Raw genomic sequence first — 25,275 nt, 5'->3', positions numbered from 1 at the left:
ATGAATTCTATTTTTGATTTGATTGATGCATTGGATCCATCAGAAAAGACCAAACTGCTCAAGCTCAGTGCGGTCAAAAACTCTACCCAGTCGAAAAAATACCAATTGCTCAAGGAATATATTCATTTCCCAAACCAGGAGGACAAAGTCTATTGTCGTAGGTTATATTCTACAGAATCCAAATCTGCTTTTGTTCAGCTAAAAAAACGAGTAAAAGAAGATATTTATGAAATGATCCCCTGCTTGGGGTCAAGTTTGAAAATTAACGGAGAGGTCCAAGATAGAATCACATGCACCAGTCTCCTTCTTCAAAGCCAGCATTTACTATCTCGGGGCTTGGAAAAAGCCGGTTCGAAAACCCTCGAAAAAAGCCTAAAAACCGCTGTCGAAGCTGATCTTCCTGACCTAATTCTATGTGTTTTTGATACTGCAAGGAGATTTGGAGTGGAGGGAGTAATCCATTCCAAAGACTTGCCCCAACTGGAACTGATTGTAAAAAGTCATCTTCAGATATTGGTAAACCGGCATTTGGAACAATCCACGCCCATATCCTGCCAAAATGTGGAATTGGGACTGGTCCTCAGACACCTGACTACTGAGCAAAAACAATGGGAATACCTATCCATGATCCGCAAGGCACTTTCAAACAAAGACCTAGATAAAGCTGAGGACTTGCAAAAAGAATCCGCTGAACTCTTTGAAAAGAATAAGACCTCCGAGGAAATCAATCAAGAACTCACGCTCATCCAGCAGCAAATCCTTATCCACACCGGCAAATTCAAAGAAGTCATCCAGCATTACAAGTCGATGGATTCCTCCCGGTTTTTAAGCTCCGAAAACAGACTGGAACACATTCAGTACCAATGGTTGGCGCTCTATTATCTAGGTAGACTGGAAGAGGCCCAGGCTCTTTTGAAGAAATCCCTAAGTAAGTTTAATCCAGAGCTAAACTCCAAGTGGAAATATTGGGAGGCCTGTCTGCATTTCCGAATGAATTCTTTCAAATCAGCCCTGAAGCTCATTCACGATTGCCAGCCTCAACTCAAGTATTCCCCAAATTTTTACTTGGGATCCAAAATGCTGGAATTGATGATTCTTTTTGATCAAAATGACCTGGACTGGCTGGATTATAAGATAGAAAACCTGCGGAAGCTGATATCCAGATGGACTGGAAAAATCAATCCCAGAATTGAGGGGGGATTCAAGCTTTTTTCCAAAATCCAGAGAAAAAACGTGGAAGACTCAGCAATTCAGATAATCGGCAATGAAGAAATGACCAATCTAGTCCAGGCAAGAGGCAGCTATTTTTGGGATCCAACCGATTTTGAACTGGTCCGATTTGACGCTTGGATTGAGAAGCGACTCGTCTGAGTTCCAAAAGAATTCAGACTTCTTAAACTTCAGCTTTGGAACTCCATCCAAGATGAATTCTATGGGGAAAGAGAGACGATTCGGACCCTATTAATTCATAACCCGCAGGAAAATTGCTTACAAAAGGGAAGTAGGACCTGAAAAAAACAGATTAAATCCTACTTCGAAAAAAGCTGACGTTAATCCCCTTAATTTCGGAAGACTATCAATTAACTTAATTAACAAGAAAAATTAAGTAAAAGGGGAAAAAGATCATTTATTGAAGTTTGACAAGATTTTTTTGTCTTTTTCTTAAATCAATAAATGTCAAAAGAACATTTACATCGGAAGGTCAATTAATTGATTTAAAGCATTTTACAATTTTTTATTTTTTAAGAACACAGTAAAAAACAAGATTTTTTTTCCTGTTAATTGGCTATTGATCTCGCTAGCTTTTTTGAGTTTTTCCAGCACCAAATTTTTACCAATGATTCATTCAGCCTTGGAATTTTTGACCCAGGAGCTTAATACCTTCATCAAGCTCAAAGTCGGCGATCCGATCACCAATCGGGTGGTCCTATCCAGTGTGACCAATGAACAGGGGATTGCCATACCTGACCAATCCTTGGGCTTGTCTTTGATCAATATTGAAGAAGAGCGGACAAGCAAAGACCAGCAAAACCGATTCATCAATGCAGTGGGCAAAGTGGAAAAGCGCAATCCGGATATCCAATTGAATCTATACGTTTTGATTACGGCCAATTTTCAAAACCGTCTTCCCAACAACTCCTCCGATGACTATGTGGAAGGGCTCAAGCAGCTGAGCTATGCAGTGGCTTTCTTCCAGAGCAAAAGTGTGTTTACTCAAGAAAACAGCCCAAGTTTGGCCGGTTTTGACGGGGAATTGAAGAAAATATTCGTAGAGCTTTACAGCTACTCCTTTGAGCAACTGTACAACTTTTGGTCGGTAGTAGGGGCTAAATATCTCCCCAGCGTACTGTACAAAGTGAGAACTATCCGTGTCCAAGAAAATGCAATCCAGCAAAGCGGAGATCCGATCGAAAAAATCTACCTCGAATCCAGACACAAGCTATGAATATCCTCTACTCACGGCTTTTTGAAGTACAGCTTCTCCATGATTTTTTCGCGGATGGAGTCGCACAAACCCTCGGTCTTAGCCCCGATACTTCGACCCAAAATCTCCTGAAAAGCGGTCGGATGCTCACACGATCGATTCCAAAAGGACTAATTGTATTGTATCGGGCAGAGGAAAATCTTTCTGATCCGGAAATCCGCCTTCAGGTACCCTGCAAATTCCGCTTTTTCATCAACAGTTCCAATTCGGGATTTCTCCACACGATTACAGACTGGAATACCCCTCAAAAGGACTTCAAAACAGGCTCTTTTTTCCATTTCAAAAATAATCCTGCCAATTCCTCAGCCAATCCGGCTTCACTGGAAAACCTAGAATATCAGATCCTCGACGGGCTCCGCCCAAAAACCCTGCTCGAACAGGTAAAATTATCCTCATCTCCCACTTCTGTCATATTCCGGGTGCGGGATGAATCTGGAAATCAGGTCTCATCAGGAAAAGACAGTGCAGGCAATCCTCTACCTCTGGACTTATCCTTGTCTCCGGATGATTTGGAGATTTTTTCTCTAAGAGTAGACTTCAAAGGGAAGGAAGACGGGATTTACTCCCTGGAACTGAGAAATCAGGCGGATACGGAGACACTATTTTCCAAGACTTATTTTTTCTCCGGCGACGCCATCGGAAATACCGCACTTGGAATTATAGAAATCAGCTATGTGAGCAGTCCGGCAAGACTCTATGGAACTATTGACTATTACGCCATACGACTGAAAAGAAAATCCACCCGATGGACTTACATCATCGTCAACCAAAACAAAAAACTCAACCTAGGAACCAATCAACTGTCTATCAGAGACCGAGGAAACCCTCAGGGCACGCCCTATGGGATATACACCTTTCAGCAGGAAGGAGGAGCACCCCATCCTGATATCAAAATTAATAATGCAGAGACAGTCATATTCAAGTCTCAGGTACCGATTCCCTTCTTCGAAAGCCCAAAACTGAATCTGGAGCTCCGAAGGACTCCGGGAAATCGGGTATTGTATGCCAATCTCCCCAATCCTCTCCGAAATGGAATTGCCAAAATCAACGGAGGAGAGGCTTTCAGTGAAATTTTCGTCTTTATCTAAACCTTTCTTTCCCCATGGCAGAATTCAAAACTCCCGGAGTGTATATCAAAGAAATCTCCACCCTTCCTGCCTCAGTGGTTCCGGTGGCTACAGCTATTCCAGCCTTTGTTGGCTACACAGCCAAGGCTGAAAAAAACGGAATTCCCATTCCTACCAACAAGCCAAACCGGATTTCATCTTACCTTGAATTTCAGGAAATCTTTGGAGATGCATTTTCCGAAAAATATGAAATCACGATCAATGCCGATGGTACTTTTTCCATCCCTGCGCTTAGCAATCCCTCTCCCTACTTGATGACCTATCAGGTCTACATGTACTTCAACAACGGAGGAGGACCATGCTGGATAGTTTCGACGGGAACTTATGACACTGATCCCGACTCCAATTCAATTGATGTCAACGAGCTTATCTCAGGAATCCGGGCTCTCGAGGAAGAGGATGAACCCACGCTCCTTTTGGTCCCTGAATCGGTGATTTTGGGAGCTACTGACAGAAAATCCCTGCATGATCAGATGCTGGCTCACTGTGCCAAGCTTCAAGACCGATTTGCAATTTTTGATGCCCTGCTGGATACGGGAATTTCCGTTGCCGAAAACGGCAATCAGTTCCGGGCCGAAGTGGGAAGCTCAAATCTAAGCTATGGTGCTGCCTATTTTCCTTCACTGAGAACTATCCTTTACAGGAATTTCAAAGAAAATGAGCTGACGATCATTGACAACAGGACCGGCCCGGGTCTGGGTCCTTTTCACGGATTGACTCTCGCCGAGATCGGAGCAGGTCAAAAATTTGCTACCGGGACCATTCGAATTACAGATTTCGATGTGATAGACGGAGACAGCTTTGAGATAGGTGGCGATACTTATCTGGAAGGAAGTGAATTCAACAAGGATACGAGCAACATCACCACAGCTGGCAGCCTGACTACCGCCATCAATACTCCTCCCAAAGCACGCTACGGAGCCACTAGAGAAGGAGGCTCCAATCTGATCACCGTCACCGCCAAAATCGAAGGCGAGGCAGGAGGTGATTTAACCCTAGTCTATACAGACAATGCAGGAGGTGGTGCTACAGTATCAGGCTCAGGCACCCTCACTTGGGTGGCGCCGGATAAAGCTCTATACAACGCCATCATGGCCGATCTCAAATCCCGATTGGTCGACCTTTATCCTTCAGCATCTATGGCTGGAGTCTTTGCTCGGGTAGACAGTCAGCGTGGGGTATGGAAGGCCCCTGCCAATGAAGAAATCCGATCCATTAGCAGACCTGCCTTGGCAGTAAGTAGTGAAGAGCAGGGTCTTTTGAATGTAGATGCCACCTCAGGAAAATCCATCAATGTCATTCGCTTTTTTCAAGGCAGGGGCAATCTGGTCTGGGGAGCTCGAACTCTCGCAGGTAATGACAACGAGTGGAGATACATCCCGGTAAGAAGGCTTTACCTGTTTGTGGAGGAATCCATCAAAAAAGCCACAGAATTCGTGGTCTTTGAGCCCAACGATGCCAATACTTGGCTTAGGGTGAAGACCATGTGCGAAAACTTCCTTTCCAGCATATGGAGGGAGGGAGCCTTAGCCGGAGCAAAACCCGAACAGGCATTTTTTGTAAACGTTGGCCTCGGTAAAACCATGACAGCCCTGGACATTCTCGAAGGCAGAATGAATGTAGAAATAGGTCTTGCCGCTGTAAGGCCTGCAGAGTTCATCATCCTGAAGTTTTCTCACAAGCTTCAGGAATCCTAATCTCAACTTCACTATAACCCACAGAACCCATGTCAAATTTCACAACACCGGGTGTTTATATTCAGGAAATCTCTACCCTGCCAGCCTCCATTGCGGCAGTGGAGACGGCGATCCCGGCATTTATTGGCCACACACAAAAAGCCGATGGTGGAGCGCTTCGTGTACCTACCCGGATCACTTCCATGCTGGAGTATGAGGCCATCTTCGGAGGTCCTAATCTGGAAGGAGTGTCCGTCAGTATTCAGGATACCTACACCGGACTAGATGGACAGCCGGCCACCCTTCAAACCCGAAAAATCACGGCTTCTCTTTCAGGGGCGCCTTCCCCATTCAAGATGTACCACAGCCTTCGCCATTATTTTGACAATGGGGGTGGGCCTTGCTACATCGTTTCAGTCAATACATATTCTAGCCTTCCAAGCAGCGATGGCCCCGCTGTGGCGGGAAGCCTGAGACATGGATTGGCTATGCTTGAAAAAGTGGATGAACCTACCCTGATCGTTTTCCCGGATTACATGACTATGGCCTCGTTTCAGCCTGTTTATACCGATGCCTTGGCTCAATGTGACAAACTTCAAGATCGCTTTGTGATTATGGATGTCAAGGAAAACACCACAAATCCTTTCCAGGACGGGGTGAATTTCCGAAATAATGGAATAGGCTCCGGAAATCTAAAATACGGAGCAGCCTACTATCCCAATCTTAAGACTTCCTATTCTTATGGATTCAATCCTTCTGCGATCAATCTTGTCCAAACCCATGAGTACAAGGGTTTGGGTACTTCCAACCCGGTAATTTCAAACACCCTGAATGGAGTAACTCTTGCTTCTCTTGAAGCAACAGACCCTAGCCTTCATCGGGCCATTTTCGCGGAAATCAACAAGCTCAAAGTAGATCTTCCTCCCTCTCCGGCAGTAGCAGGTGTCTATGCCAGAGTAGATAGCCAAAGAGGAGTTTGGAAAGCTCCAGCCAATGAGGACATCCGAGGAGTGGTAGGCCCTGCAGTGAAAATCACCAACGAGCAGCAGGCCTCTCTAAACGTGGACGCTTCCTCAGGAAAATCGATAAACGCCATCCGGACTTTTACGGGTAAAGGCACATTGATTTGGGGAGCTAGAACACTAGCCGGAAATGACAACGAATGGAGGTACGTACCTGTAAGGCGTCTCTTCATCTTCATTGAAGAATCGGTCAAAAAAGCCACCGAATTCGTGGTCTTTGAGCCAAATGACGCCAATACTTGGCTCCGGGTGAAAACCATGATCGAAAACTTTCTTGCCAAACTCTGGAGAGATGGAGCTTTGGCTGGGGCAAAACCGGAAGATGCCTTTTTTGTCAAAGTCGGTTTGGGTGTGACCATGACCGCACAGGACATTCTGGAAGGCCGGATGAACGTAGAAATTGGCCTGGCAGCAGTAAGACCTGCCGAATTTATCATCCTCAAATTCTCTCATAAGCTTCAAGAAGCCTAATCAAAACAGCAAACACTTTAACCTAAATTATTATGGCAGTAGCATATCCTGTTTCCGTCTTTCATTTTCAGGTAGAATGGGGCGGTACCCGTATTGGATTTACCGAGGTCTCCGGCCTTTCCATAGAATTGCAAACCATCGATTACCGGGAGGGCAATTCCCTTGAATATCATGTAACCAAAATGCCAGGAATTCCCCAATACAGCAATATTTCCCTCAAGAGGGGAGTTTTTGCAGCGGACAATGAATTTTTCCAATGGCTAAACACCGTCAAGAAAAACAAAATCGACCGAAGGGACCTCACGATCAGCTTGCTCAATGAAGAGCACGAACCCATCATGGTATGGAAGGTGAAAGAGGCTTGGCCTTGCAAGGTAGAAGGTCCTACGCTCAACTCAACCGGAAACGAAGTGGCCATCGAGACGATCGAGCTTTGTCACGAGGGACTAAGCATAGAGACTACTTAAGCCATGGCTTTTTTCTATCCTCCCACAGGCTTTCACTTCCTTGTACGATTTGAAGGGCTAGCTCTCAAATACCCCGGAATTCCCGATGTGGGATTTCAGGAGGTAAGCGGAATAAGCGCTGAAATCGGGGTGGAAGAGTATGCGGAAGGGGGAGAAAACCGCTTCAAGCACCGTATGCCCAATCCGGTGAGTTACCCTAATCTGGCAATGAAAAGGGGGATGATGAGTGGTTCTCCCGCCGCCAAGTGGTTTAAAAATGCAGTGGAGAATTTCAGCTTTGAGCCACAGGACATCACGGTGATTTTGCTCAACGAGGATCATCTTCCTCTACAGGCTTGGAACTTTTTCAATGCCTGGCCAGTGAAGTGGGACATCGAAGGGCTCAATGCCATGGACAGCGGTCTCATGATTGAATCGATGGAGTTTGCCTATCAGTATTTCCGAAGAATAGAACCTTCCGACCTAAGCCCCATCTAACCATGCCTATCGAAATCAAAGAGCTTATCATCCGAACCACTGTGGATACGCAAAACGAAAGACCCACAGGCAATCAAAAGCCAAGTCCAAGCACCAATGCGCTAATGCAGGGACTGGAAGAACTCGCCAAATTGATCAAAGAGAAAAACGAAAGATAATCAGCGACTATGGCACTAAAGGACATCTTTACTCCGATGGGAGGTCTCGAAAAGCTGAAAATCACTGCTTTTTCGGATGACAACTACGAAACCTCCACGGCCCATTACGTGGTCATGTATAATCCCACGACCTACAGTCAGGAAGTGAAAAACAAGTGGGTAGCGGAAGAAGGTCTCGCAGATGGCCGACAAAACCAGTTTAAATCCAACCAATCCGAAGACGTCCAATTCGAATTTCTTTTTGATGCCAGCAGCGCTTCCCCACCTTCCAAGGACTCCCCCGCCAATTTGGACCTTTCCTATTTGGGTGACCTTGCCCCGGACCGGGACAAAATCGGTGGAGAAAAAGTCTCTGCAATAGAGATCATCAAAGAAGACAAGCATGTGGATCGGGCGATTACCCGATTTTTGGACATTACCCAAAAAATCCAACCCACTACCCATCAGCCCAACTATTTGCAAATCAACTGGGGGGCCTTCCAATTCAGAGGGGTACTCGAAAGTGCCACAATCAACTACAAACTCTTCAACAATGCCGGGCTTCCTATCCGGGCTACCGTCACTGCCAAATTCAAACAATCCATCTCCCGAAGTGAACAAGCAGCGGAAACAGGCCGAACGTCTCCAGACCTCACTCATCTCCGTACAGTCAAATCGGGCGATACCCTTCCTCTGATGTGCCACAGGATTTATGGTGATTCCTCCTTTTATCTGGAAATCGCCAGAATCAATAAAATCAACAATTTCCGCCTGCTCCATGAAGGACAGGAACTCATCTTTCCCCCACTAGCCAAATAACCTACAATGCCCATAGTACCCGTATCAGCACGTACCAATCCGAATCTTGCCACCTTTAAGATTCTATCTGAGGGAACAGAAATACCCCCTGAAATCGGTGTGGCCATGATTGCCGTGACACAAGCGGTAAATAAACTGCCTGCAGCCAGAGTCGTGCTTTTTGACGGAGATGTAGCATCCAGAGACTTTGAGGTCAGCAGTGGAGATTTTTTTATTCCGGGGAAAAAAATCACCATCAAAGCCGGGTACAACAATGACGAAGAAGTCATTTTCGAGGGAATAATTATCCGGCATGGAATTGAGGCAAGAGGAGGTGCATCCAAGCTGATTTTGGAACTGAGAGATCCGGCAGTGAAAATGACCATAGGCCGAAAAAACAAGTACTTCTTTGATTCCAAAGATTCCGAAATCATTGAAGATTTAATATCAGGATACGGTCTTGGCAGTGATGTGGATGCCACATCAACTACCCACAAAGAAATGGTCCAATTCTACTGCTCGGATTGGGACTTCATGCTGACCCGTGCAGAGCTTAACAGCAAGCTAATCCTCGTGGAAAACGGCACCGTGAAAATGAAAAGCGCCGAAGTAACGGCCGATGCCAAGCTCGAACTGGAATTTGGTACCAATGTGGTGGAAATAGAAGCAGAAATGGATGCACGAACCCAGTATGCCTCAAGTAAAAGTATGGGCTGGGATATGGCAAATCAAGAACTTTTGGAGCTGGAATCCCCTGATCCAGGCATTGATTTTCAAGGTGATCTTTCCGGGCAGGACCTCGCCGAGGTGATTGGATTAGAGGATTTCACTTTGCTTCATGGAGGTGCATTCTCCGGAGAAGAACTCCAAAACTGGGCCGATGCCAACATGCTGAAAAGCCGTCTTTCAAAAATCAAAGGCCAGCTAAAAATACTTGGGGACAATACGATCAAGCCAGGAGACATGGTGGAGCTTAGTGGTTTTGGATCCCGATTCAACGGAAAAGCTTTCGTGAGCTCGGTTTACCACGAAGTTTCGCCGAGCCAAAAGTGGTTTACCACCCTCGGATTGGGTCTCGACCATCGGTTCATCTCCTCAGTTTTTGATGATATCGTGGATGTGCCCGCATCCGGACTAGTTCCTGCCATGAAGGGCTTGCATATAGGAAAAGTGACAGGATTGGAAGATCCAGATGGAGAAAACCGGGTAAAAGTTCTCCTCCCTATGATCGACTCCTCTTCTGAAGGAACTTGGGCCAGATTGGCTTCTCTGGATGCCGGTGGCGAAGGAGTCCGAGGGGCTGTTTTTTATCCTGAGATCGGAGATGAGGTGATCGTTGGCTTTATCAATGAAGACCCACGCCAACCCATCATTTTAGGTTCGCTTTTTAGCTCGGCCAATGCCAGTCCCATTGAAGTCACGGATGACAATTTCAAAAAAGGATATACCAGCAAAACCGAACTCAAACTACACTTTGATGATGAGACCAAATCCATCCGAATAGAAACTCCGGGCGGAAGAATCGTGGAAATGAACGATGAAGATGGGCGCATTTCCTTGGAAGACGAGAGCGGAAACAAAGTCATTCTTGACAGCGAGGGTATTACCATGGAATCCTCTGCTGATGTCAAAATTAAAGCTACCGGGGACGTAAAAATCGAAGGAATCAATATAGACATCGAATCATCTGCCCAGCTCACCGCCAAGGGAGGGGCGGGGGCCGAGTTTTCTTCCTCGGGACAGACTACAGTGAAAGGTTCATTAGTACAGATCAATTGAAATATGCCAAACGCAGCAAGAGTCGGAGACACAAGTAATCATGGCGGCACTGTCATTGGTCCCGGAGTACCGACCGTGCTTATCGGAGGTATGCCTGCAGCCGTGATGGGGGACAACCACGTCTGCAGCCTGCCTCCCAACAGTCATCAGCCCACGGTCAGTGCCTTCCTATTGGGAAGTAGCACCGTGATGATCGGTGGGAAGCCTGCCCTGAGAGCAGGGGATTCCTGCGTTTGCGGAGCTTCGGTTGCTGTAGGAGCGCCAACTGTCATGATCGGATAGCAGGAATTATTTAAAAATGGAAGCTGGGGAATGACCGAAGCTATATCTGGTATCCTCTGAACAAGAAAAAAATGAAAGAGAAAAACACCTATTTGGGAAGAGGCTGGGCCTGGCCCGTTAGCTTTCAGCAGGAAGTGGCCCAAGTCAATTTGGCGGAAAATGAAGAGGACATTCGCCAAAGTCTCATCATTCTCCTCAATACCTCCATTGGAGAGCGGGTATTGCGCCCTGAGTATGGCGCCAATATGGAGGACTTGCTTTTTGAATCCCTTAACGTCACCACCGCTACCCTGATCACCAATCGGATCAAACGCGCGATTCTCTTTCACGAACCCCGAATTCGCGTGATTCAGGTGGACATGCGTCCAGACTACCAAGAGGGAAGAATTGAGGTGCTTATCGAGTACTTAATTCTCGCTACAAACAACCGAAGAAATCTAGTCTATCCTTACCTATTCATCGAAGCCACGGATATCACCCAATGAGCAGCGATTCCTGTCATAGCGTCCATGTCCCCCATCCGGGAACTCATCAGGCCAATCGCCTGCTGGAGAGCCTGCTGCCCGATTATGTGGCAGTGGATGAGCGAAGCTTGGATGAATTAAAGCAATTTGCCAGCAAACTTGCTTTTCAGCTAAAACTCATCGAATCGGCAGGAGATACGGGCAAGGACTGGAAGAACTTTTTCACACAGGATATCCAACCTGAGCAACTGACCGCTCCTCATTTTGCCCTTTTCCTTGCCTTCCTACAGAACTACACCCTGCTCCAAAAGGACCTCAATACACTTACAAAAAGACATTTGGACTTTTTCTACAGGGATGTGTTGAGAATCCGGGAAAAACCTGCAGAACCCGATCAAGCCTATCTTATTATCCAGCTTGCCAAGCATGTGGGAGAGTACTTGATCCCTTCACTCACCTCATTCAAAGCTGGGAAAGATGGTCTTGGATTGCCTGTTTCTTTTCGCACGCTTTCCGATCAGGCGGTCAACAAAGCTGAGGTGGCGGACCTGAAAGCCCTGTTCAAGGATGAGTTTTCAAGATTCTATGCCTCACCTATTGCCAATTCCGAAGATGGAAATGGTGCCGAGATCATTCAATCAGAGGGAGGCTGGAGTACATTTGGTATTCCTAAAACGCTTTATCCTGAGTCGGACAGGTTATCCGCCATCTTAGGTTTTGCTGTTTCCTCACCGGTTCTGTTTTTGGCAGAGGGAGAAAGAAAAATCAGCCTGAGCCTTCTTTTTTTTCCAGACGAACAGCTACTTGAAAACCTGAATAAACTGAATTTGAATTCCAGTTTTCGGTTTTGGCTAAGCGGGGAAAAAGACTGGATAGAGGCAAATACAGGAGGTGAAAAATCTCAGGAACAGGCCAAAACCGATGCCCTGAAATTTATCAATTCTGCAAAAAAATGGCAGGATATCGCGGGAATTGAGCCTCAGGCCGGACCGATCCACGATGACCCGGAGATAGGTACCCACCGCCCTTTTTCGGGATATGACATAGGGGAAATCACAGCCAAAAATATCCTGGCTTACAGAGATAGCCTTTTGGGCAAAGTTTTTCGAGATCTGGAGGATGTCAAAGACGTAAGGGGCATGGGCGAGGACAAGTACCATGACTTGATTTACTCTTTCCAAAAGCAGACCCATCAAATCATTAATCGGGGATCAGATGGAATTGAACTGATTCTCAATTTCTCCTTGAACCCCGAGCAGGAAGCCATAGTCGGGTACGATCGAGAGGTTCTTCTTCAGAAGTTCTCCACCACACAGCCGGTAGTGAAAGTAGAGTTGGCCCCTACAGCGCAGAGTTACGCCTATCCTATGCTACAGGATGCCAAGCTGAGATCCTTGAAGCTCGGAGTTGACGTGTCTGGGGTTCAAAACCTCATCCTCCAAAATGACCAGACAGTTTTGCCTGTTGGAAAAAATATTCATCCTTTTGGATTTCGCCCCACGCAAGGTTCCCATTTTTATGTGGGGAGCCGGGAGGTATTTTCCAAAGATCTAAATTCCCTTTCCATAACTGCCGAATGGGCAGGACTGCCTAGCACGGGGAATGGTTTCCAAGACCATTACAAAGGTTATCTTGAAAAAGACAGTAGAACCAACCTGAAATTCAGGGTAGAACCCACCCTTCTGAAGGATAGGGCTTGGATCAAGCACCCCAAAAATGCCTCCTATTTTCTATCCCTTTTTGGTCCTTCTGATACTGCACCGCCTATATCGGAAACCACCCTGACCCTAGATGGGGAGATGCTTCAGCTTTTGGGTTCGGATCCGGAATTGGAGGAGATAGAAACCTGGAGTCCTGATAAAAAAAGAGGCTTCCTACGCCTGTCGCTTATCACTCCGGACTTTGGGCACAAGGACTATCCTATTCTTTTTGCCGGAGAAGTGCTCAAAAAACTGGATAATCCTGATCTTCCTTTACCCAAAGAGCCCTATACCCCCGAGCTGAAATCAGTTAGTCTGACTTATACGGCTGAAGACACTTTTACTACGGAATCAGGCAAATGGAGCCATTTTTTTCATATCGGACCTTTTGGAGAAGCGCTTTTTCAGGAGAAAAATCCTCCCCTAATTCCTCAATTTACCGCTCAGGGAGAACTGATGATTGGCCTGAAAAACCATCTCCCAGGACAAAGCATCCAATTGCTTTTCCATATCCTTGATGGTAGCGGTAATCCCGAAAAGCCAGTACCAATTGTGTCTTGGAGCTACTTGAGCGGAAATATCTGGAAATCTGTGGATAAGTTGGATTTGGCCCTTGACCAAACACGGGGAATGATTCAGACTGGGCTGGTTCAATTCACTTTACCCAAGGCCGCGGATTCTTCTCATACTATTATGCCTGATGGCCACACTTGGCTCAAAGCTTCTGTAGCCGAAAACGCCGAAGCCCTTCCCAAGTTGACCGGAATTTTAGCTCAAGCTATTGAGGTCACTTTTGACAGCAAACAAAATGACCCGAACCGTCTGGCTGAAGCCTTACCTGCCGGAACAATCAGCAAATTGGTTCTCAGCCAAAATCAAATCAGCAAGATCAATCAGCCCTTCGGCTCCTTTGGAGGAAAAATGGCTGAGGCGGAAGAGAATTTCTACACCCGGGTATCCGAACGGCTCAGACATAAGCAGCGATCCATCACCAAATGGGACTACGAGCATCTGGTTCTGGAAGAATTTCCTGAAGTCTATCAAGTCAAAGCCCTCAATCATACCTACTACGAGGGAAATCTACAAGAATACCGCGCCTTGGCCCCTCGCCACGTGACTTTGGTGATCATCGCCAATGTCCAAAACCAAAACGCCCTGGACCCACTCAGACCCAAAGCCAGCGTCTCCCTGCTCAGCAAAATCAAAGAAATGCTGCTAAAAAAATGCTCTCCAGGAGTACTTCTTCATGTGATAAACCCCGTCTATGAAGAGCTTCAAATCAAAACCAAGGTCCGTTTCCTGCCAGCAGTAGATCAGTCCATTCACACCAAAAAGCTGGAGGATGATCTGAAGGCCTTTCTTTCTCCTTGGGCTTTTGGACCTACCGAGCAGTTCCAGTTTGAGGGAGAGATCCACAGTTCGGTCATTCTGCATTTCATAGAAAAGCTTCCCTACGTGGATTTCCTTTCCTGCTTTGAACTCTACCATCTGATCAAAAATCCAATCAATGGGCAGCTCATCTCACGCACACGGGTAGAAGAAGGCCGAGGAAGCAGAGGCGTATCCCTACTTGGGTCTGTGGGTACACTTGGAAACTACGGAGATCATCTAATTGAAATTCTGGAAACAGACGACTGTAAATGTGAGGACAATGTCGTGCCTGAAAAAGCAGACATCCTTTCCTCAGAGAGCAGTGATATGGAGGAAAAATATTGATCATCAAGTCTATGCAAGAACCTGTCACCATATCCAAAAACAACTTTCCCAGCCCGGCATCGAACTACGAGCTGCTGCGCAAGGAAGCCATAGCTTATATTCAGCGGCTTTCGGGAAATATATGGACCGACTACAATGCACATGACCCGGGGGTGACCATCTTGGAGATCCTTTGTTATGCCATCACTGATCTCAGCTTCAGGACTCAGTTTCCGATTCAGAATTTGTTGGCAGACCCCAGTGGATCGCTGTCCGGACAGTTTTTTCAGCCTTCACAAATACTTCCTTCCAAAGCGCTTACCCTGACTGATTACAGAAAGCTCCTTATGGATGTGGAAGTGGTAGATGAGGACCCTGATTCAATCTGTCCCAAAGCCGGAGTAAAAAATGCATGGATTACCCTTAGAGAAAGCAATGAAATCCCGGTCTATCCGGATCGAAAGGCCAAAAAATTAGCCTACAAGCCATTCCCATCTTCCGAAAAAGCCTTGAAAATGGGGATTCTTTACGATGTCCTTTTGGAGTTTGATACGGTGCCGGTTTTGGGTGATCTCAATGAAAACCAGCTCAGTATGGAAATCGAGATTACAGAGCATCCTGATTTGAAAGGGACGGTTATGGACATACAGATCGAATTTCCGCGCTGGGATCAAAACATCGACTGGACCGATTCTCAAGCCATCAAAAAAGCCATTCAGTCTATTGATATCCAATTTCAAAACCTGCCTTCCGGAATCGATCTGATCGCTAAAATTCAACCCTCAAAAAATATAAAACTAGAGGGCTCGATCCTTACCAATATCGGACCTCAGCCTTTGGATGGACTTACTCCCCTCAGCAATCAAATCAATCAACTGGTCTACCAAGATGAGGATGGAGCCTTGGTTCAATACCGGCTAAAGACCGATAAAATCAGAGAAATTCTTGCCGAGGTCAAGCAAACACTGCATGCCAATCGCAACCTCTGCGAAGACTTTGTGGAGTTTCAGGCCTTGAAAGTGGAGGAAATATTGGTCTGTGCAGACATAGAACTCAGCCCTGAAGCCAATGTAGAGCTTACAGAGGCGCTTATTTTCTCAGCAATCGGGGGCTTTCTTTCACCTCAGGTGAATTTTTACAGTCTGGAGGAAATGATCGACCGGGGAAAAGAAGAGAGACTTCCTATCCTCCGAATCCAACAGAATCCGGCCAAGGTCTTTATCGATCTTCCCGAGGAAGATTTCCCAAAACCCGGTGACCAACTGAGTATCATCGGAAGTGGAAACAATGCAGGTACCTACGAAGTATTAGGCGCTCGATTGGCTCAGGACGGGGCTTGTGAGATTAGTCTTTCCCCTAACTTTTCGAGTTCCCTGATTCGGGAGGATGATCAGGTTTTTTTGGGTGATTGGGAAAATGCAGCAGGGACTCCTACTGAAAAAATCTTCGAAGGCCCCTTGTTAAAACATGGCTTTATTGATGATGAAGAGCTTGCCTTGGCCGAAAGAAGGTCTCAGCTGCATGTGTCTGATTTGATCCATTTGATTATGGACATTCCGGGAGTCGAAGCCGTAAAGAGCATTCAAATTGCCAATCTACCTCAAGATGATCCCAAAGAAACAATCCCCTCAATGAGTGTAAGATGGTGCCTCAGGCTGGCTATGGAGAAAAACTACATTCCCCGACTGAATGTACCCCTGAGCAAACTGACTTTTTTCAAAGAAAACCTACCCTTCATTGCCAATAGAGAAAAGGTGGAGGACCTCCTCGAAGATATCCAAACCGGCAAACGGCCTCAGAAGAAGTCCGGACTTGTAAAAAACTTCCTTCCGCTGAGTGGAGAACATCGGGATTTGGAAAATTATTTCTCCATTCAGAATGACTTCCCCCTTGTCTACGGGCTTGGAGAAGAAGGCATGCTCCCTCAGGGAGAGGGGCGTCCACAGCCCCATCAGGTAAAACAGCTCAAAGCGTATTTGATGGTTTTTGAGCAATACCTCGCCAACTATCTTTCCCAACTTGCCAATTTGAAGCACCTCTTTTCCCACGAAAATGAAAAGGATCAATTTGGCAATCGACTGGTGGACCGGACCTACTTTTTCCAGAGCTTATCCGATGTGATTGTCCAATCCGATGGTAGACTAGGCACCAAGGTTCCCGACTCTGCTGATCTATGGAAAAACCTGAGTGACTTGAAGGAGCTCCTCGGGGAGATTACTGAAAGCAGGGAAACTTTCCTGAAGAGGAGAAACAAGTTTCTTAATCATTTGCTGGGAAGATTTGCCGAGTCTCTTACCGACTATGCCCTCCTGGCAGAACGAATCCACCCTCTCAAGGCTCAGGAGAGGCTGATCGATGACAAATCACAACTAATCCAAACCTATCCCGAAATCAGTTCAGGACGTGGGCTGGGATTCGACTATTCGATTTCGGATGAATTCTACCATCAGAAAAACTTGGCAGGTCTGGAAGACCGGGTAGCTGCCCTGTACGGAATCCGAAAGAAAAACCCAGATTGGCTGTTTTTCAGCTCTCATTTTTTGTTGGAAGAAAATGAGGGAATCTGGTCTGTTCAGGTCCTGGACGATAGCGATCAGCCGATATTCAAACTTTTGGCAGACTTTTCTTCCAAAAATGAAGCCTCAGAAGCTTTGGAAAAAGTTCTTCTCATCGGGGCACTTAGAGAGAACTACACCTTGTCCGGAGATCCGGGATCCATTCAGGTTTTGCTCCAGCATCAGGGAGTCACACTAGGAGCAAGCCTCAGGCAAGACTTAATGAGTGATGCTGAGGGAGGAGACGCGGATACATTGCTGGGCCAAGTCCATGAAATCCTTCTCGGAGAGTTTTTGGAAAATCCTCGGGCCAACAGGAAAAATCTGAGCTTAGGATTGAAAAACTGGGTCAGCTATACGATCAGCACTTCCTTAGGGTCTGGAGTTCCAAGTTATGAAGTGGAGTTTCAATTGTTTGATTCTCCTTTTGGAAAAGGGGAGGAAATCCTGTTTGGAAAAATCAATGAGGAAGTTCCGGGTGAAACCGATGCAGCACGCCTTGAAATTTTAGCTGAAGAAAGTTTTGAAAATCACCTATGGCAGCTGGTCGCGGCAGCATCGAGACCGTCGGGCTATCAACTTCCTTCCGATGCGAAAACCCCTTACCGCATTCAGGTGGTAGACCCGCTGAGAGGTGGCCTTTTGGCAGAAAGTACAGCCACAGACTTCAATCAGCTCCTTGCTCAGGCCCTGAAGGATGGGAACTGGGGAGAGGCATGGCTCCTAGCTCAAGGAAATCCCCCTGAAGCATTTGAGCTCAATCAAGCAGAAGCATTGGGCTCAAAAATAATTCTGCAAGGCTCTCCCTTGCCAAAAAAAGGAGATTCCATCCTTTTTGAGCAGGAGGTTTTAGTCCAAAGTGTATCCCTAGAATCCCACGAAATCATCCTATCCGGCGATTTAAGTGAGGTAATCGGGTATTTTTCAGAACTCAAGCTGATTTATTCAGAAGGCGGAAAAACCTACCTCAAGGACCTTCCTGTATTTTCTGTAAGCTTTGACGGAACAAATACCCGGGTGGTGACCCCTATGGAGCCTAAAACCAACTGGCAAGGTGGTTATATCAGCCTGTCCCGGCAGTTTGAAGTTTTGGAAATGGACGGGGCAAAGGCCCTAGTCCAAGGAGGTCAAGAACTCAAAGCTGTAGAAAAACTCCGAGAATTCTTTTTGGGACAGTTTTTCAGCCATGAAGGCACACACCTTTTCGAACACATTCTTCTCCGTCCCAAACACAATGGAAAATTTACCTTTTCCGAAGGAGGCAGTCCCGTCACCGAGACCTTGGAAGACCGACTTTTGGACCCCCATTTCCAGGAAGAATGCCAATGCACCCTGGATGACCCTTACACCTGCATGGCCCATGTGATATTGCCGTTTTGGGCGGGCAGATTTACCAACCGGGATTTAAGAAAATTTCTGGAAAACAAATTCAAATTGGAAGCACCGGCCCATGTGTTTTTGACGATCTGCTGGATCCATCCCAAGCACATGGAACAACTCGAGAAAGCCTGGAAGACATGGCTTCTTGAAAACCTGAAACAAGCATCACATCCCAAGCAACTCTCTCAGGCCCTTGGGAATCTGATCGAAATCCTCGAAAAGGTCCGCAATGTCTATCCCTCCGGTACACTTCATGACTGCGAAGTCGATGACAACCTGGACCAGTCGATCATTCTCAATTTCTCATCCCTGGGCGAATTTTAAACCTGCACGATCATGAGTCAGCTCATCAACAACTATCCCATTTTTGAAGGAAGCCAAGTCCTCACCAGCGACCAGTTGAATCAGCTGGGAGCCTACCTAGACCAACAAAACAGGCTCACCCGATCCAAATTCATCGGTATGGGCATAGCCTGTGGATTGAAAGTCCGTCCCCTTTCCAATGGACTGAGTATATCCAAAGGGCTTGGGGTAACTTCTGAGGGATTTTTGATCCAGATTGGTAAACAATTTGACGCTACCCACTATCGTCCTTATTCCCTACCCGAAGGAGTCAGTTACAAGCCCCTCACCGAAGAAAAGGTTGAGCTCTTCGAGTTGCTCAGCGAACAGCCTGCCGATGATCCTTCGGTAAAAAAACTGAATTCTCCGGCAAACTTCCTAAACAACAAGTTTGTCCTGTTATTCTTGGAAATATTTGATAGGAACCTCAAATCCTGCCTGGGAAATGCCTGTGATGATAAAGGAATAGACCGAATCTTTACCCTTCGCAGGCTGGTGGTATCTCAGACAGATTTGATTAAAATCCTGAAATACTCCCAAAACGTGGAGCATGACCTATCCCTTGATCCGGGACTATCTCTTTTTCCCTTTCCCAAGCCCCGATTCCGTCCAGATGGGGACGAATCCCTTGAGCCAGGAGCTTTCATCAAGCACTACCAAGAGACCATCAAGAAGGTAATCAACAAGGATTTTTGGGAAGCCATTGCCAAGGGATACAAAGTCTACGAGCCTATCCTTGAGAAAAGCTTCGGCTTCAAAAACCCCTTTTCCGGAGGAGAAATCCAGGATAAAATCCAAGCTTTGATGAAAGCCCTTCAGGCTGACCCCAAGGAAATCTCAGGCATTCAATACCTCTATGATTTCTTCAAAGAGCTGTGCCTGGCTTGGGAGGAATTCATTCAGGCTGGGGAATCTCTTTGGTACTCCTGTCCCACAGACCCCTCTTTTTTCCCACTCCATCTGATGCTAGGAAAGGCTATCCAGGTAAATGAAACTGCCGAGGAGTTTTATCGATTTCGGCATGGTTGGATTCAGCCTCCCATTTTCAATGATCAGCGAATTCTGAAGGAAACCACTGTTCAGCGCTATCGCCGACTGGTCCTGATGATCGAAACTTTCGAGTTGCAACTCCTTCTCAAAAGTCAACCGGAGAAGTTTCCGGTCAAAATCACACCAAGCCGAGAAAAATACGGAAAACTGGGCGAGCGAAGTCTTCCCTACTATTATGCGATCAAATCCAAAGGAAAATCCGGAAGCTGGTTTAGCCTGGAGCAGTCTTGGCCAGATCCTCAAGAAAGAAACCTGAGCTCTTCAAAAAGGGCTGAAATCTTAGGATATGACAATCAACCGGACACTCCGAAAAAGGATGGAAGCTTTATCGAAAGCCCTTTAGCCTATGATTTGGAAACCTACCCCTTTTTGCGAATTGAGGGACATTTGGATAAGCCCATTGAGGACGCAAAGAAGGCCATCGCCAAACTTATCCGTGAGTTTAATTTGGATATCGGAGTAGAAGCCCTGCATATTGACAAGGCTGAACTAGCCACAGATAATCGTTGCCATTGGCATGATTTGCAGGAAGAATATATTCATCATCGGCTGATTCTGCAAGGCACCCTGCTTGACTTAAAGGAAATTGCGGATTTTGTACAGCGGGTGAGAAAAGAAGCTTTTCAGGAGAATCTGAGCCGGGCCAAAGTGAATGTAGATGAGATGAAGCCCATAGAGTGGCTCGATGAATGGCTGGAACTGCTGCCCACCTGCCTTGCCGATTTGGATTGGCCCGCATTTCAGGCTGCTTACAAGCGCATGCTTCAGGGTTTGCTGGATTTCCTTCTGGTCCAAAATAAACTAATAGACAGACTTAAACTCCCCCCCAACAGTCCCGATGCCCTGCTGACGCTTTACAATGGTATCCTCCAACGGGCATCTCCGGTATTCTATCGGCTGTTGGATTTGGTGTTTTTCACCAAACTCAAAAGACTGTACCTGAGCTACCTGCATCGGGTGAAATTCATGGCCAATTCGAATCAATTTGCTCATTTCCTCAAAGCTAACCCCGGTCTGACTCATGAGGCAGGCGCCTATCGGGGAGGTACATTTTTCTTGCTCTACCACAGCAAATCTGACCGGGTGATCGGAGACTTTAGCCTGAAAGGTAAATCCTGCGACTGCGCCTGCATGGACGCCTGTGCGGATTTTGACTGGGGACTATTGCCTCCATTTGCCAGACCGGATTATGCCATAACTCTAGTCAACCGAAAAATCCTGATAGAGGTCACTCTCAATGATTTGCCCCAAGATCGAGCCTTTACGGCTACCTTGCTTGATCCTGTCACCAAAAATGGTGGGCAAGTAGAGCAGGCCAAATCTGATATTGCTTTTGTCTACACCCCACCCGAAAACTTCACGGGTTTTGATCATTTTGAATACATGCTTCTGGACAAGGAAAGTAAAAAATCCGACCGGGGAAGAGTCACTGTCCAGATTCGTGGAGAAGCCAGCGGGTGCTATAGTGCGGAAATATTGGCCTGCTGGGGTAGAGATGAAAAATATATTGCTGAAGCGCTTAGAGGAAGACAAATATTCCTAGATAATCTGAACGAAGAGCAGGCCATTCAAGCTCTGCTTGCCAGCCTTCGGGAGACCAAAGGGTTTACCCTTATAGAAATGACCCAAGGGGTACTCGAAGGAGTCGAGTCTAAACAAAAGCTTCTAAGCTGTCTGGGACTCCCTGCGATGGAAGATGATTCTCAAATCCTGAATCAAAGACTCTTAGACTATCAAGCCAAAAACTGTGGCCCACAGGAAAATGAATGCAAAACCACCCAGATCAAAGGAACTGTCACCGATCTGAGAACCGGCGAAGCCATTCGGGGTGCATTCGTCTCAGTCAAAAACACCCAGATCGGTATAAATACCTCCGATAAGGGAACCTTCGAACTTTCCCTTCCTTCTCCTGGACAGACGATTCTTGTCCAAGCTGAGGGATACTTGACCATGGAGGAATTCATCTGCTCCCAAGAAAATGTGAATATTCCCCTCACCCGATTTGAGCGGGTAGAGGCCAGTGGAGTGGCAGTCGACTTTAATACCTTGCCCCCTTCGGTAATCCGTGATTTGGCAGTAAGCCGAAACCTAACAGTCATTGATGAAATGTCCAAAGACAAAATGATCGAAGTTATCCTGGCCGATAATCCGACTTTCTTGATCAAAGAAGAAGAGCTGCCTACACTGAAAAATGACTCCCTCAAATCCATTGCTGAGCTCAAGGATATCAGCATCGCTTCTTCGGATAACAAAACCTCGATGATCAACAAAATTATCCGCAGATGAGCAATAGGCACCTCATCCACCGGCAAACTCTCGAACTGACCTACTCCGATGAAGAGCAGGCCAGGAAAGATTTGCCTCAATGGGGTGAGCGATTTCAATCATTCATTTTACCTGTCTTGGAGGAGGTTTTTGATGAACTGATCCCCGGGCATAGATCCATCCGATTGGAAAGGCTGGAATTGGATTTAGGGATTATCAGTAGAAATCCGCCACAAGACCGACTGAAACAACTGATAAGGAATCAGCTAATCGAAAAAATAGGCCTTAGCCCAAAAGATAGCCCATCCTCTACCGGATTGGGTGGAAAAAAGCTTCTCCCAGTCGGAGACTTTGATCAACTGATCCACCTAATCCAAACAGGTCAATATCCTTGGTGGGTGAGCCTTTCCGAGCGGAAAAGCATAGGCACCCTTATTTTTCAAATCCAAAAAGATAGCCCAATTCCACTCCAAAAATGGCTCTTATCCAAGCCTTTGGACCTCAAGCAAAGCTTGCGATTGCATTACCATCTGGGACCAAAAGCCTCCCAAGACCTGCTTTCTTTCCTTTTCCCTGAATCAGAAAAGCGATTGATTCGGATCCTCAGGTTTCTTCGAGAATCTGAAAAGATCTCCTTGCTTAGAAAAAATCTGCTAGTTCATACTTTTTTCCAAAAAGCCATTGAGCAGGCCTTTGTGCCTCGGACTGAATCAGGTCTCTGGGGAAAGTGGCTGGATGAGCAAGTATTTTCTCCCAAGCCAGAAGTTCCAAATTCCCCTACGGCCTTGGCCGATTTCCTTTTGCTTTTTGTCAAGATTCCTGAGGTGAGAAGGTCTTGGACCAAGTCAGGAGAAAGGATTTGGGCTTTGGCCAGGGAAGTCTTTGTTGGGAAAAAAGAGAGGACAGATGCTCCGGAAAATCAGGACATAATACAAGCCAAAGCCAAGTTTTTCAAAGCGATTGAAAAACAGGAAAACCCGAAATCAAGCAAACAAAGCCTACTCACGGGAAAAGACAGAATATCAAGCCCTGAGGAAAAAATACGTCTTGCGCACTCAAGCCCGACATTGGAGGAAAATTATCAGATCCGCAATGCCGGATTGGTTTTGGCCGCGCCTTATTTCCCTTTCTTATTCGAAGGGTTGGGGCTGACCAAAAACCGGAAATTTACCCAAGAGGACCATCAGCATCGGGCGGTATTGCTCACCCAAGCCCTACTCGGAAGCACTACAGGGTTGGAAGAAGGAGATCTGGTTTTGAATAAAATTCTTTGCGGTGTCCCTTTGGATCAGCCCATCCCTCTGGAGTTGAACCTTACTAAAATGGAACAGGAAGAAATCCTCAACCTGCTGGACTCCATGGCCAAAAACTGGACCGTGCTGAAAAGCACCTCAGGAAAAAGCATGGCTCAGGGATTTTTCTTTCGCACAGGAATGGTCCGGGAAGTGGATCAAGGATTTCAACTGCAGGTAGAGCGCAATTCCATTGACCTGCTTGTAGACCGCCTGCCATGGACAATCAGCATCATCAAGCTTCCTTGGATGAGCCAAACCCTTTTCACTCAATGGTAAGCTTATGAAACAAAACGCAAAAGCTATACAGCTAGAGCTGGACTGGCTTCATGAGATCCTGAAGACCCGCTCCGCTATCAATTCCCGCCCGGAATCGGGGCCAGAAGATCTTTTGGACTTGCCTGCCCCTGACCTGAGCAGAATTGAGTCCGATTATTCCACTCTGATCCAGAATTACGAATTGGGTCGAGCCGAGCGGTTTTTGATCATTTTGGCAGCAGTGCCGCACATCCGGCCACAGCTCTTGGATATGTTTACCGCCAGAAATCAACACACCCAGCAGATCTACACGGAATTTGGAGTCAGGAAAGGAAAAACGGGACACGGCATTTTGCCCACCGGAGAAATGGTCCTGTTTATACTTTCAGGGAAAAATCTGGAAAAGCGCTTCTTTTACCAAAGCCTTTTTGATCCTCAGGGTGTGCTGTTTAGAGAAGGGATTATCCGAATCTCCGGTACAGACCCTGAAGAGTCCTTCCTCAATGGAGTCCTTACCCTTTCCCCCGAGATTCTCGAGCTGATCACCACTGGAAAGCCACAAAAGCCGACTTTTGGTCCCGATTTTCCAGCCCAGCAACTGAAAACCTCCATGGATTGGGAGGATTTGGTATTGGAAGAGGACATCCTCCTACAGCTCAAGGAACTCGAAAGCTGGCTAAAACACAGGGATTATCTCTTGGAGGAATGGGAAATGAACCGAATCCTCAAACCGGGATTCAAGGCGCTATTTCATGGCCCTCCCGGCACGGGAAAGACATTGACCGCAGCTCTTTTGGGCAAAAAGATGGGTTTGGATGTCTATCGAATCGACCTTTCTCTGATGATCTCCAAGTACATCGGAGAGACAGAGAAAAATCTGGCCCGGGTATTTGAGAGAGCAGAGCGCAAAGACTGGATTCTATTTTTCGACGAAGCAGATGCCCTGTTCGGCAAACGAACCGCCGTAAATGACTCCCATGATCGCTATGCCAATCAGGAAGTCTCCTATTTGCTTCAGCGGATTGAGGACTTTGCCGGCTTGGTCATTTTGGCTACCAATCTCAAGACCAATCTGGACGAAGCTTTTATGCGCAGATTCCAGTCCGTGATCTACTTCCCCGTTCCGGGATTTGAGCAGCGTCAAGAGCTGTGGAAAAAGGCCTTCCCTAGAAAAGCGACCTTGGACCCAGAAATTGACCTATATGAAATCGCCAAAAAGTATGACCTCACGGGAGGAAGCATCCTGAATGCAGTCAGGCACAGTCTTTTGATGGCACTGGAAACCAAAGAAAGGATCGTTCGGCTGGAGGATCTCCGGGAAGGGATCCGAAGGGAATATCAAAAAGCGGGTAGAACCATCTAAATCCATTGTGTATGAGAAAAAAGGTCCGAAAAAAGCCTGAGCCTGAGGAGGAAATGATTCCTCAGGTGATAGAGGAAAAAGAAGAAATTCTATCCAAAAAGGAAAAAGAAGTGATGACTCCAGTGGATAAAGAAAAATCGGAGATGAAGACTTCCGAGCCCGGAAAGCTGATGAATCCGCTTTAAACAAG

General features: G+C 46.6%; 18 protein-coding genes. All 18 read left to right on the top strand.

Annotated features, from left to right (window positions below):
* The 18 genes from AAA942_RS11565 to AAA942_RS11480 all read left to right on the top strand — a co-directional run bounded on the left by AAA942_RS11565 (position 1) and on the right by AAA942_RS11480 (position 25,270).
* Entirely contained in the window at positions 1 to 1,371 is a 1,371-nt protein-coding gene (locus tag AAA942_RS11565) for a hypothetical protein (protein WP_338220432.1), read from the top strand.
* Between the two features lie 466 nt (positions 1,372 to 1,837).
* Positions 1,838 to 2,446 carry a DUF4255 domain-containing protein gene (locus AAA942_RS11560; RefSeq protein WP_338220431.1) on the top strand — a complete coding sequence of 203 codons (609 nt, stop codon included), beginning with the start codon at positions 1,838 to 1,840 and terminating at the stop codon, positions 2,444 to 2,446.
* Positions 2,443 to 3,573, top strand: coding sequence for a hypothetical protein (locus AAA942_RS11555; protein ID WP_338220430.1), 1,131 nt, complete (start codon positions 2,443 to 2,445; stop codon positions 3,571 to 3,573). The genes AAA942_RS11560 and AAA942_RS11555 overlap by 4 nt, the downstream gene beginning before the upstream one ends.
* A gap of 14 nt (positions 3,574 to 3,587) precedes the next feature.
* Positions 3,588 to 5,309: a phage tail sheath family protein gene (locus AAA942_RS11550; RefSeq protein ID WP_338220429.1), complete on the top strand. Its 1,722-nt coding sequence runs from the start codon at positions 3,588 to 3,590 to the stop codon at positions 5,307 to 5,309.
* Between the two features lie 29 nt (positions 5,310 to 5,338).
* Positions 5,339 to 6,781, top strand: a complete 1,443-nt coding sequence (locus tag AAA942_RS11545; protein WP_338220428.1) for a phage tail sheath family protein — start codon at positions 5,339 to 5,341, stop codon at positions 6,779 to 6,781.
* A 32-nt stretch (positions 6,782 to 6,813) separates the two neighbouring features.
* Positions 6,814 to 7,248, top strand: coding sequence for a phage tail protein (locus AAA942_RS11540; RefSeq protein ID WP_338220427.1), 435 nt, complete (start codon positions 6,814 to 6,816; stop codon positions 7,246 to 7,248).
* Positions 7,249 to 7,251: 3 nt separating this feature from the next.
* Entirely contained in the window at positions 7,252 to 7,725 is a 474-nt protein-coding gene (locus AAA942_RS11535) for a phage tail protein (protein WP_338220426.1), read from the top strand.
* A gap of 2 nt (positions 7,726 to 7,727) precedes the next feature.
* The gene (locus tag AAA942_RS11530) at positions 7,728 to 7,883 is read left to right on the top strand and encodes a DUF5908 family protein (RefSeq protein WP_338220425.1); all 156 of its coding nucleotides are present in this window, start codon (positions 7,728 to 7,730) and stop codon (positions 7,881 to 7,883) included.
* 9 nt (positions 7,884 to 7,892) lie between these two features.
* Positions 7,893 to 8,681, top strand: coding sequence for a CIS tube protein (locus tag AAA942_RS11525; protein ID WP_338220424.1), 789 nt, complete (start codon positions 7,893 to 7,895; stop codon positions 8,679 to 8,681).
* A gap of 6 nt (positions 8,682 to 8,687) precedes the next feature.
* Entirely contained in the window at positions 8,688 to 10,439 is a 1,752-nt protein-coding gene (vgrG, locus tag AAA942_RS11520; RefSeq protein ID WP_338220423.1) for a type VI secretion system tip protein VgrG, read from the top strand.
* Between the two features lie 3 nt (positions 10,440 to 10,442).
* Complete coding sequence (locus tag AAA942_RS11515; RefSeq protein WP_338220422.1) at positions 10,443 to 10,721, top strand: PAAR domain-containing protein; 279 nt, start codon at positions 10,443 to 10,445, stop codon at positions 10,719 to 10,721.
* 71 nt (positions 10,722 to 10,792) lie between these two features.
* Positions 10,793 to 11,206: a GPW/gp25 family protein gene (locus AAA942_RS11510; protein ID WP_338220421.1), complete on the top strand. Its 414-nt coding sequence runs from the start codon at positions 10,793 to 10,795 to the stop codon at positions 11,204 to 11,206.
* Positions 11,203 to 14,601: a baseplate J/gp47 family protein gene (locus tag AAA942_RS11505; protein ID WP_338220420.1), complete on the top strand. Its 3,399-nt coding sequence runs from the start codon at positions 11,203 to 11,205 to the stop codon at positions 14,599 to 14,601. The genes AAA942_RS11510 and AAA942_RS11505 overlap by 4 nt, the downstream gene beginning before the upstream one ends.
* Positions 14,602 to 14,612: 11 nt before the next feature.
* Positions 14,613 to 18,839, top strand: a complete 4,227-nt coding sequence (locus AAA942_RS11500; protein WP_338220419.1) for a hypothetical protein — start codon at positions 14,613 to 14,615, stop codon at positions 18,837 to 18,839.
* Between the two features lie 12 nt (positions 18,840 to 18,851).
* A complete protein-coding gene (locus AAA942_RS11495) occupies positions 18,852 to 22,193 on the top strand; it encodes a carboxypeptidase-like regulatory domain-containing protein (protein ID WP_338220418.1) in 3,342 nt (1,113 codons plus the stop codon).
* Positions 22,190 to 23,743 (top strand): contractile injection system tape measure protein, encoded by a 1,554-nt coding sequence (locus AAA942_RS11490; RefSeq protein ID WP_338220417.1) that lies wholly within the window; start codon positions 22,190 to 22,192, stop codon positions 23,741 to 23,743. Before AAA942_RS11495 ends, AAA942_RS11490 begins: the two co-directional genes overlap by 4 nt.
* 4 nt (positions 23,744 to 23,747) lie before the next feature.
* A complete protein-coding gene (locus AAA942_RS11485; protein WP_338220416.1) occupies positions 23,748 to 25,085 on the top strand; it encodes an ATP-binding protein in 1,338 nt (445 codons plus the stop codon).
* A gap of 11 nt (positions 25,086 to 25,096) precedes the next feature.
* The gene (locus tag AAA942_RS11480) at positions 25,097 to 25,270 is read left to right on the top strand and encodes a hypothetical protein (protein ID WP_338220415.1); all 174 of its coding nucleotides are present in this window, start codon (positions 25,097 to 25,099) and stop codon (positions 25,268 to 25,270) included.
* Positions 25,271 to 25,275 lie beyond the last annotated feature (5 nt).

The organism is Algoriphagus sp. oki45 (genome assembly GCF_036245605.1).
Taxonomy (GTDB): Bacteria; Bacteroidota; Bacteroidia; order Cytophagales; family Cyclobacteriaceae; genus Algoriphagus.
Note: the sequence above shows the minus strand (reverse complement) of the source record. Positions and strands in the feature narration are given on the sequence as shown.

Excerpts from the sequence above, each read along its gene's own strand:
- AAA942_RS11560 (WP_338220431.1), top strand. The coding sequence starts at position 1,838 with ATGATTCATTCAGCCTTGGAATTTTTGACCCAGGAGCTTAATACCTTC.
- vgrG (WP_338220423.1), top strand. The coding sequence starts at position 8,688 with ATGCCCATAGTACCCGTATCAGCACGTACCAATCCGAATCTTGCCACC.
- AAA942_RS11485 (WP_338220416.1), top strand. The coding sequence starts at position 23,748 with ATGAAACAAAACGCAAAAGCTATACAGCTAGAGCTGGACTGGCTTCAT.
- AAA942_RS11510 (WP_338220421.1), top strand. The coding sequence starts at position 10,793 with ATGAAAGAGAAAAACACCTATTTGGGAAGAGGCTGGGCCTGGCCCGTT.
- AAA942_RS11480 (WP_338220415.1), top strand. The coding sequence starts at position 25,097 with ATGAGAAAAAAGGTCCGAAAAAAGCCTGAGCCTGAGGAGGAAATGATT.
- AAA942_RS11565 (WP_338220432.1), top strand. The coding sequence starts at position 1 with ATGAATTCTATTTTTGATTTGATTGATGCATTGGATCCATCAGAAAAG.
- AAA942_RS11550 (WP_338220429.1), top strand. The coding sequence starts at position 3,588 with ATGGCAGAATTCAAAACTCCCGGAGTGTATATCAAAGAAATCTCCACC.
- AAA942_RS11545 (WP_338220428.1), top strand. The coding sequence starts at position 5,339 with ATGTCAAATTTCACAACACCGGGTGTTTATATTCAGGAAATCTCTACC.
- AAA942_RS11525 (WP_338220424.1), top strand. The coding sequence starts at position 7,893 with ATGGCACTAAAGGACATCTTTACTCCGATGGGAGGTCTCGAAAAGCTG.
- AAA942_RS11530 (WP_338220425.1), top strand. The coding sequence starts at position 7,728 with ATGCCTATCGAAATCAAAGAGCTTATCATCCGAACCACTGTGGATACG.
- AAA942_RS11535 (WP_338220426.1), top strand. The coding sequence starts at position 7,252 with ATGGCTTTTTTCTATCCTCCCACAGGCTTTCACTTCCTTGTACGATTT.
- AAA942_RS11540 (WP_338220427.1), top strand. The coding sequence starts at position 6,814 with ATGGCAGTAGCATATCCTGTTTCCGTCTTTCATTTTCAGGTAGAATGG.
- AAA942_RS11555 (WP_338220430.1), top strand. The coding sequence starts at position 2,443 with ATGAATATCCTCTACTCACGGCTTTTTGAAGTACAGCTTCTCCATGAT.
- AAA942_RS11495 (WP_338220418.1), top strand. The coding sequence starts at position 18,852 with ATGAGTCAGCTCATCAACAACTATCCCATTTTTGAAGGAAGCCAAGTC.
- AAA942_RS11515 (WP_338220422.1), top strand. The coding sequence starts at position 10,443 with ATGCCAAACGCAGCAAGAGTCGGAGACACAAGTAATCATGGCGGCACT.
- AAA942_RS11505 (WP_338220420.1), top strand. The coding sequence starts at position 11,203 with ATGAGCAGCGATTCCTGTCATAGCGTCCATGTCCCCCATCCGGGAACT.
- AAA942_RS11490 (WP_338220417.1), top strand. The coding sequence starts at position 22,190 with ATGAGCAATAGGCACCTCATCCACCGGCAAACTCTCGAACTGACCTAC.
- AAA942_RS11500 (WP_338220419.1), top strand. The coding sequence starts at position 14,613 with ATGCAAGAACCTGTCACCATATCCAAAAACAACTTTCCCAGCCCGGCA.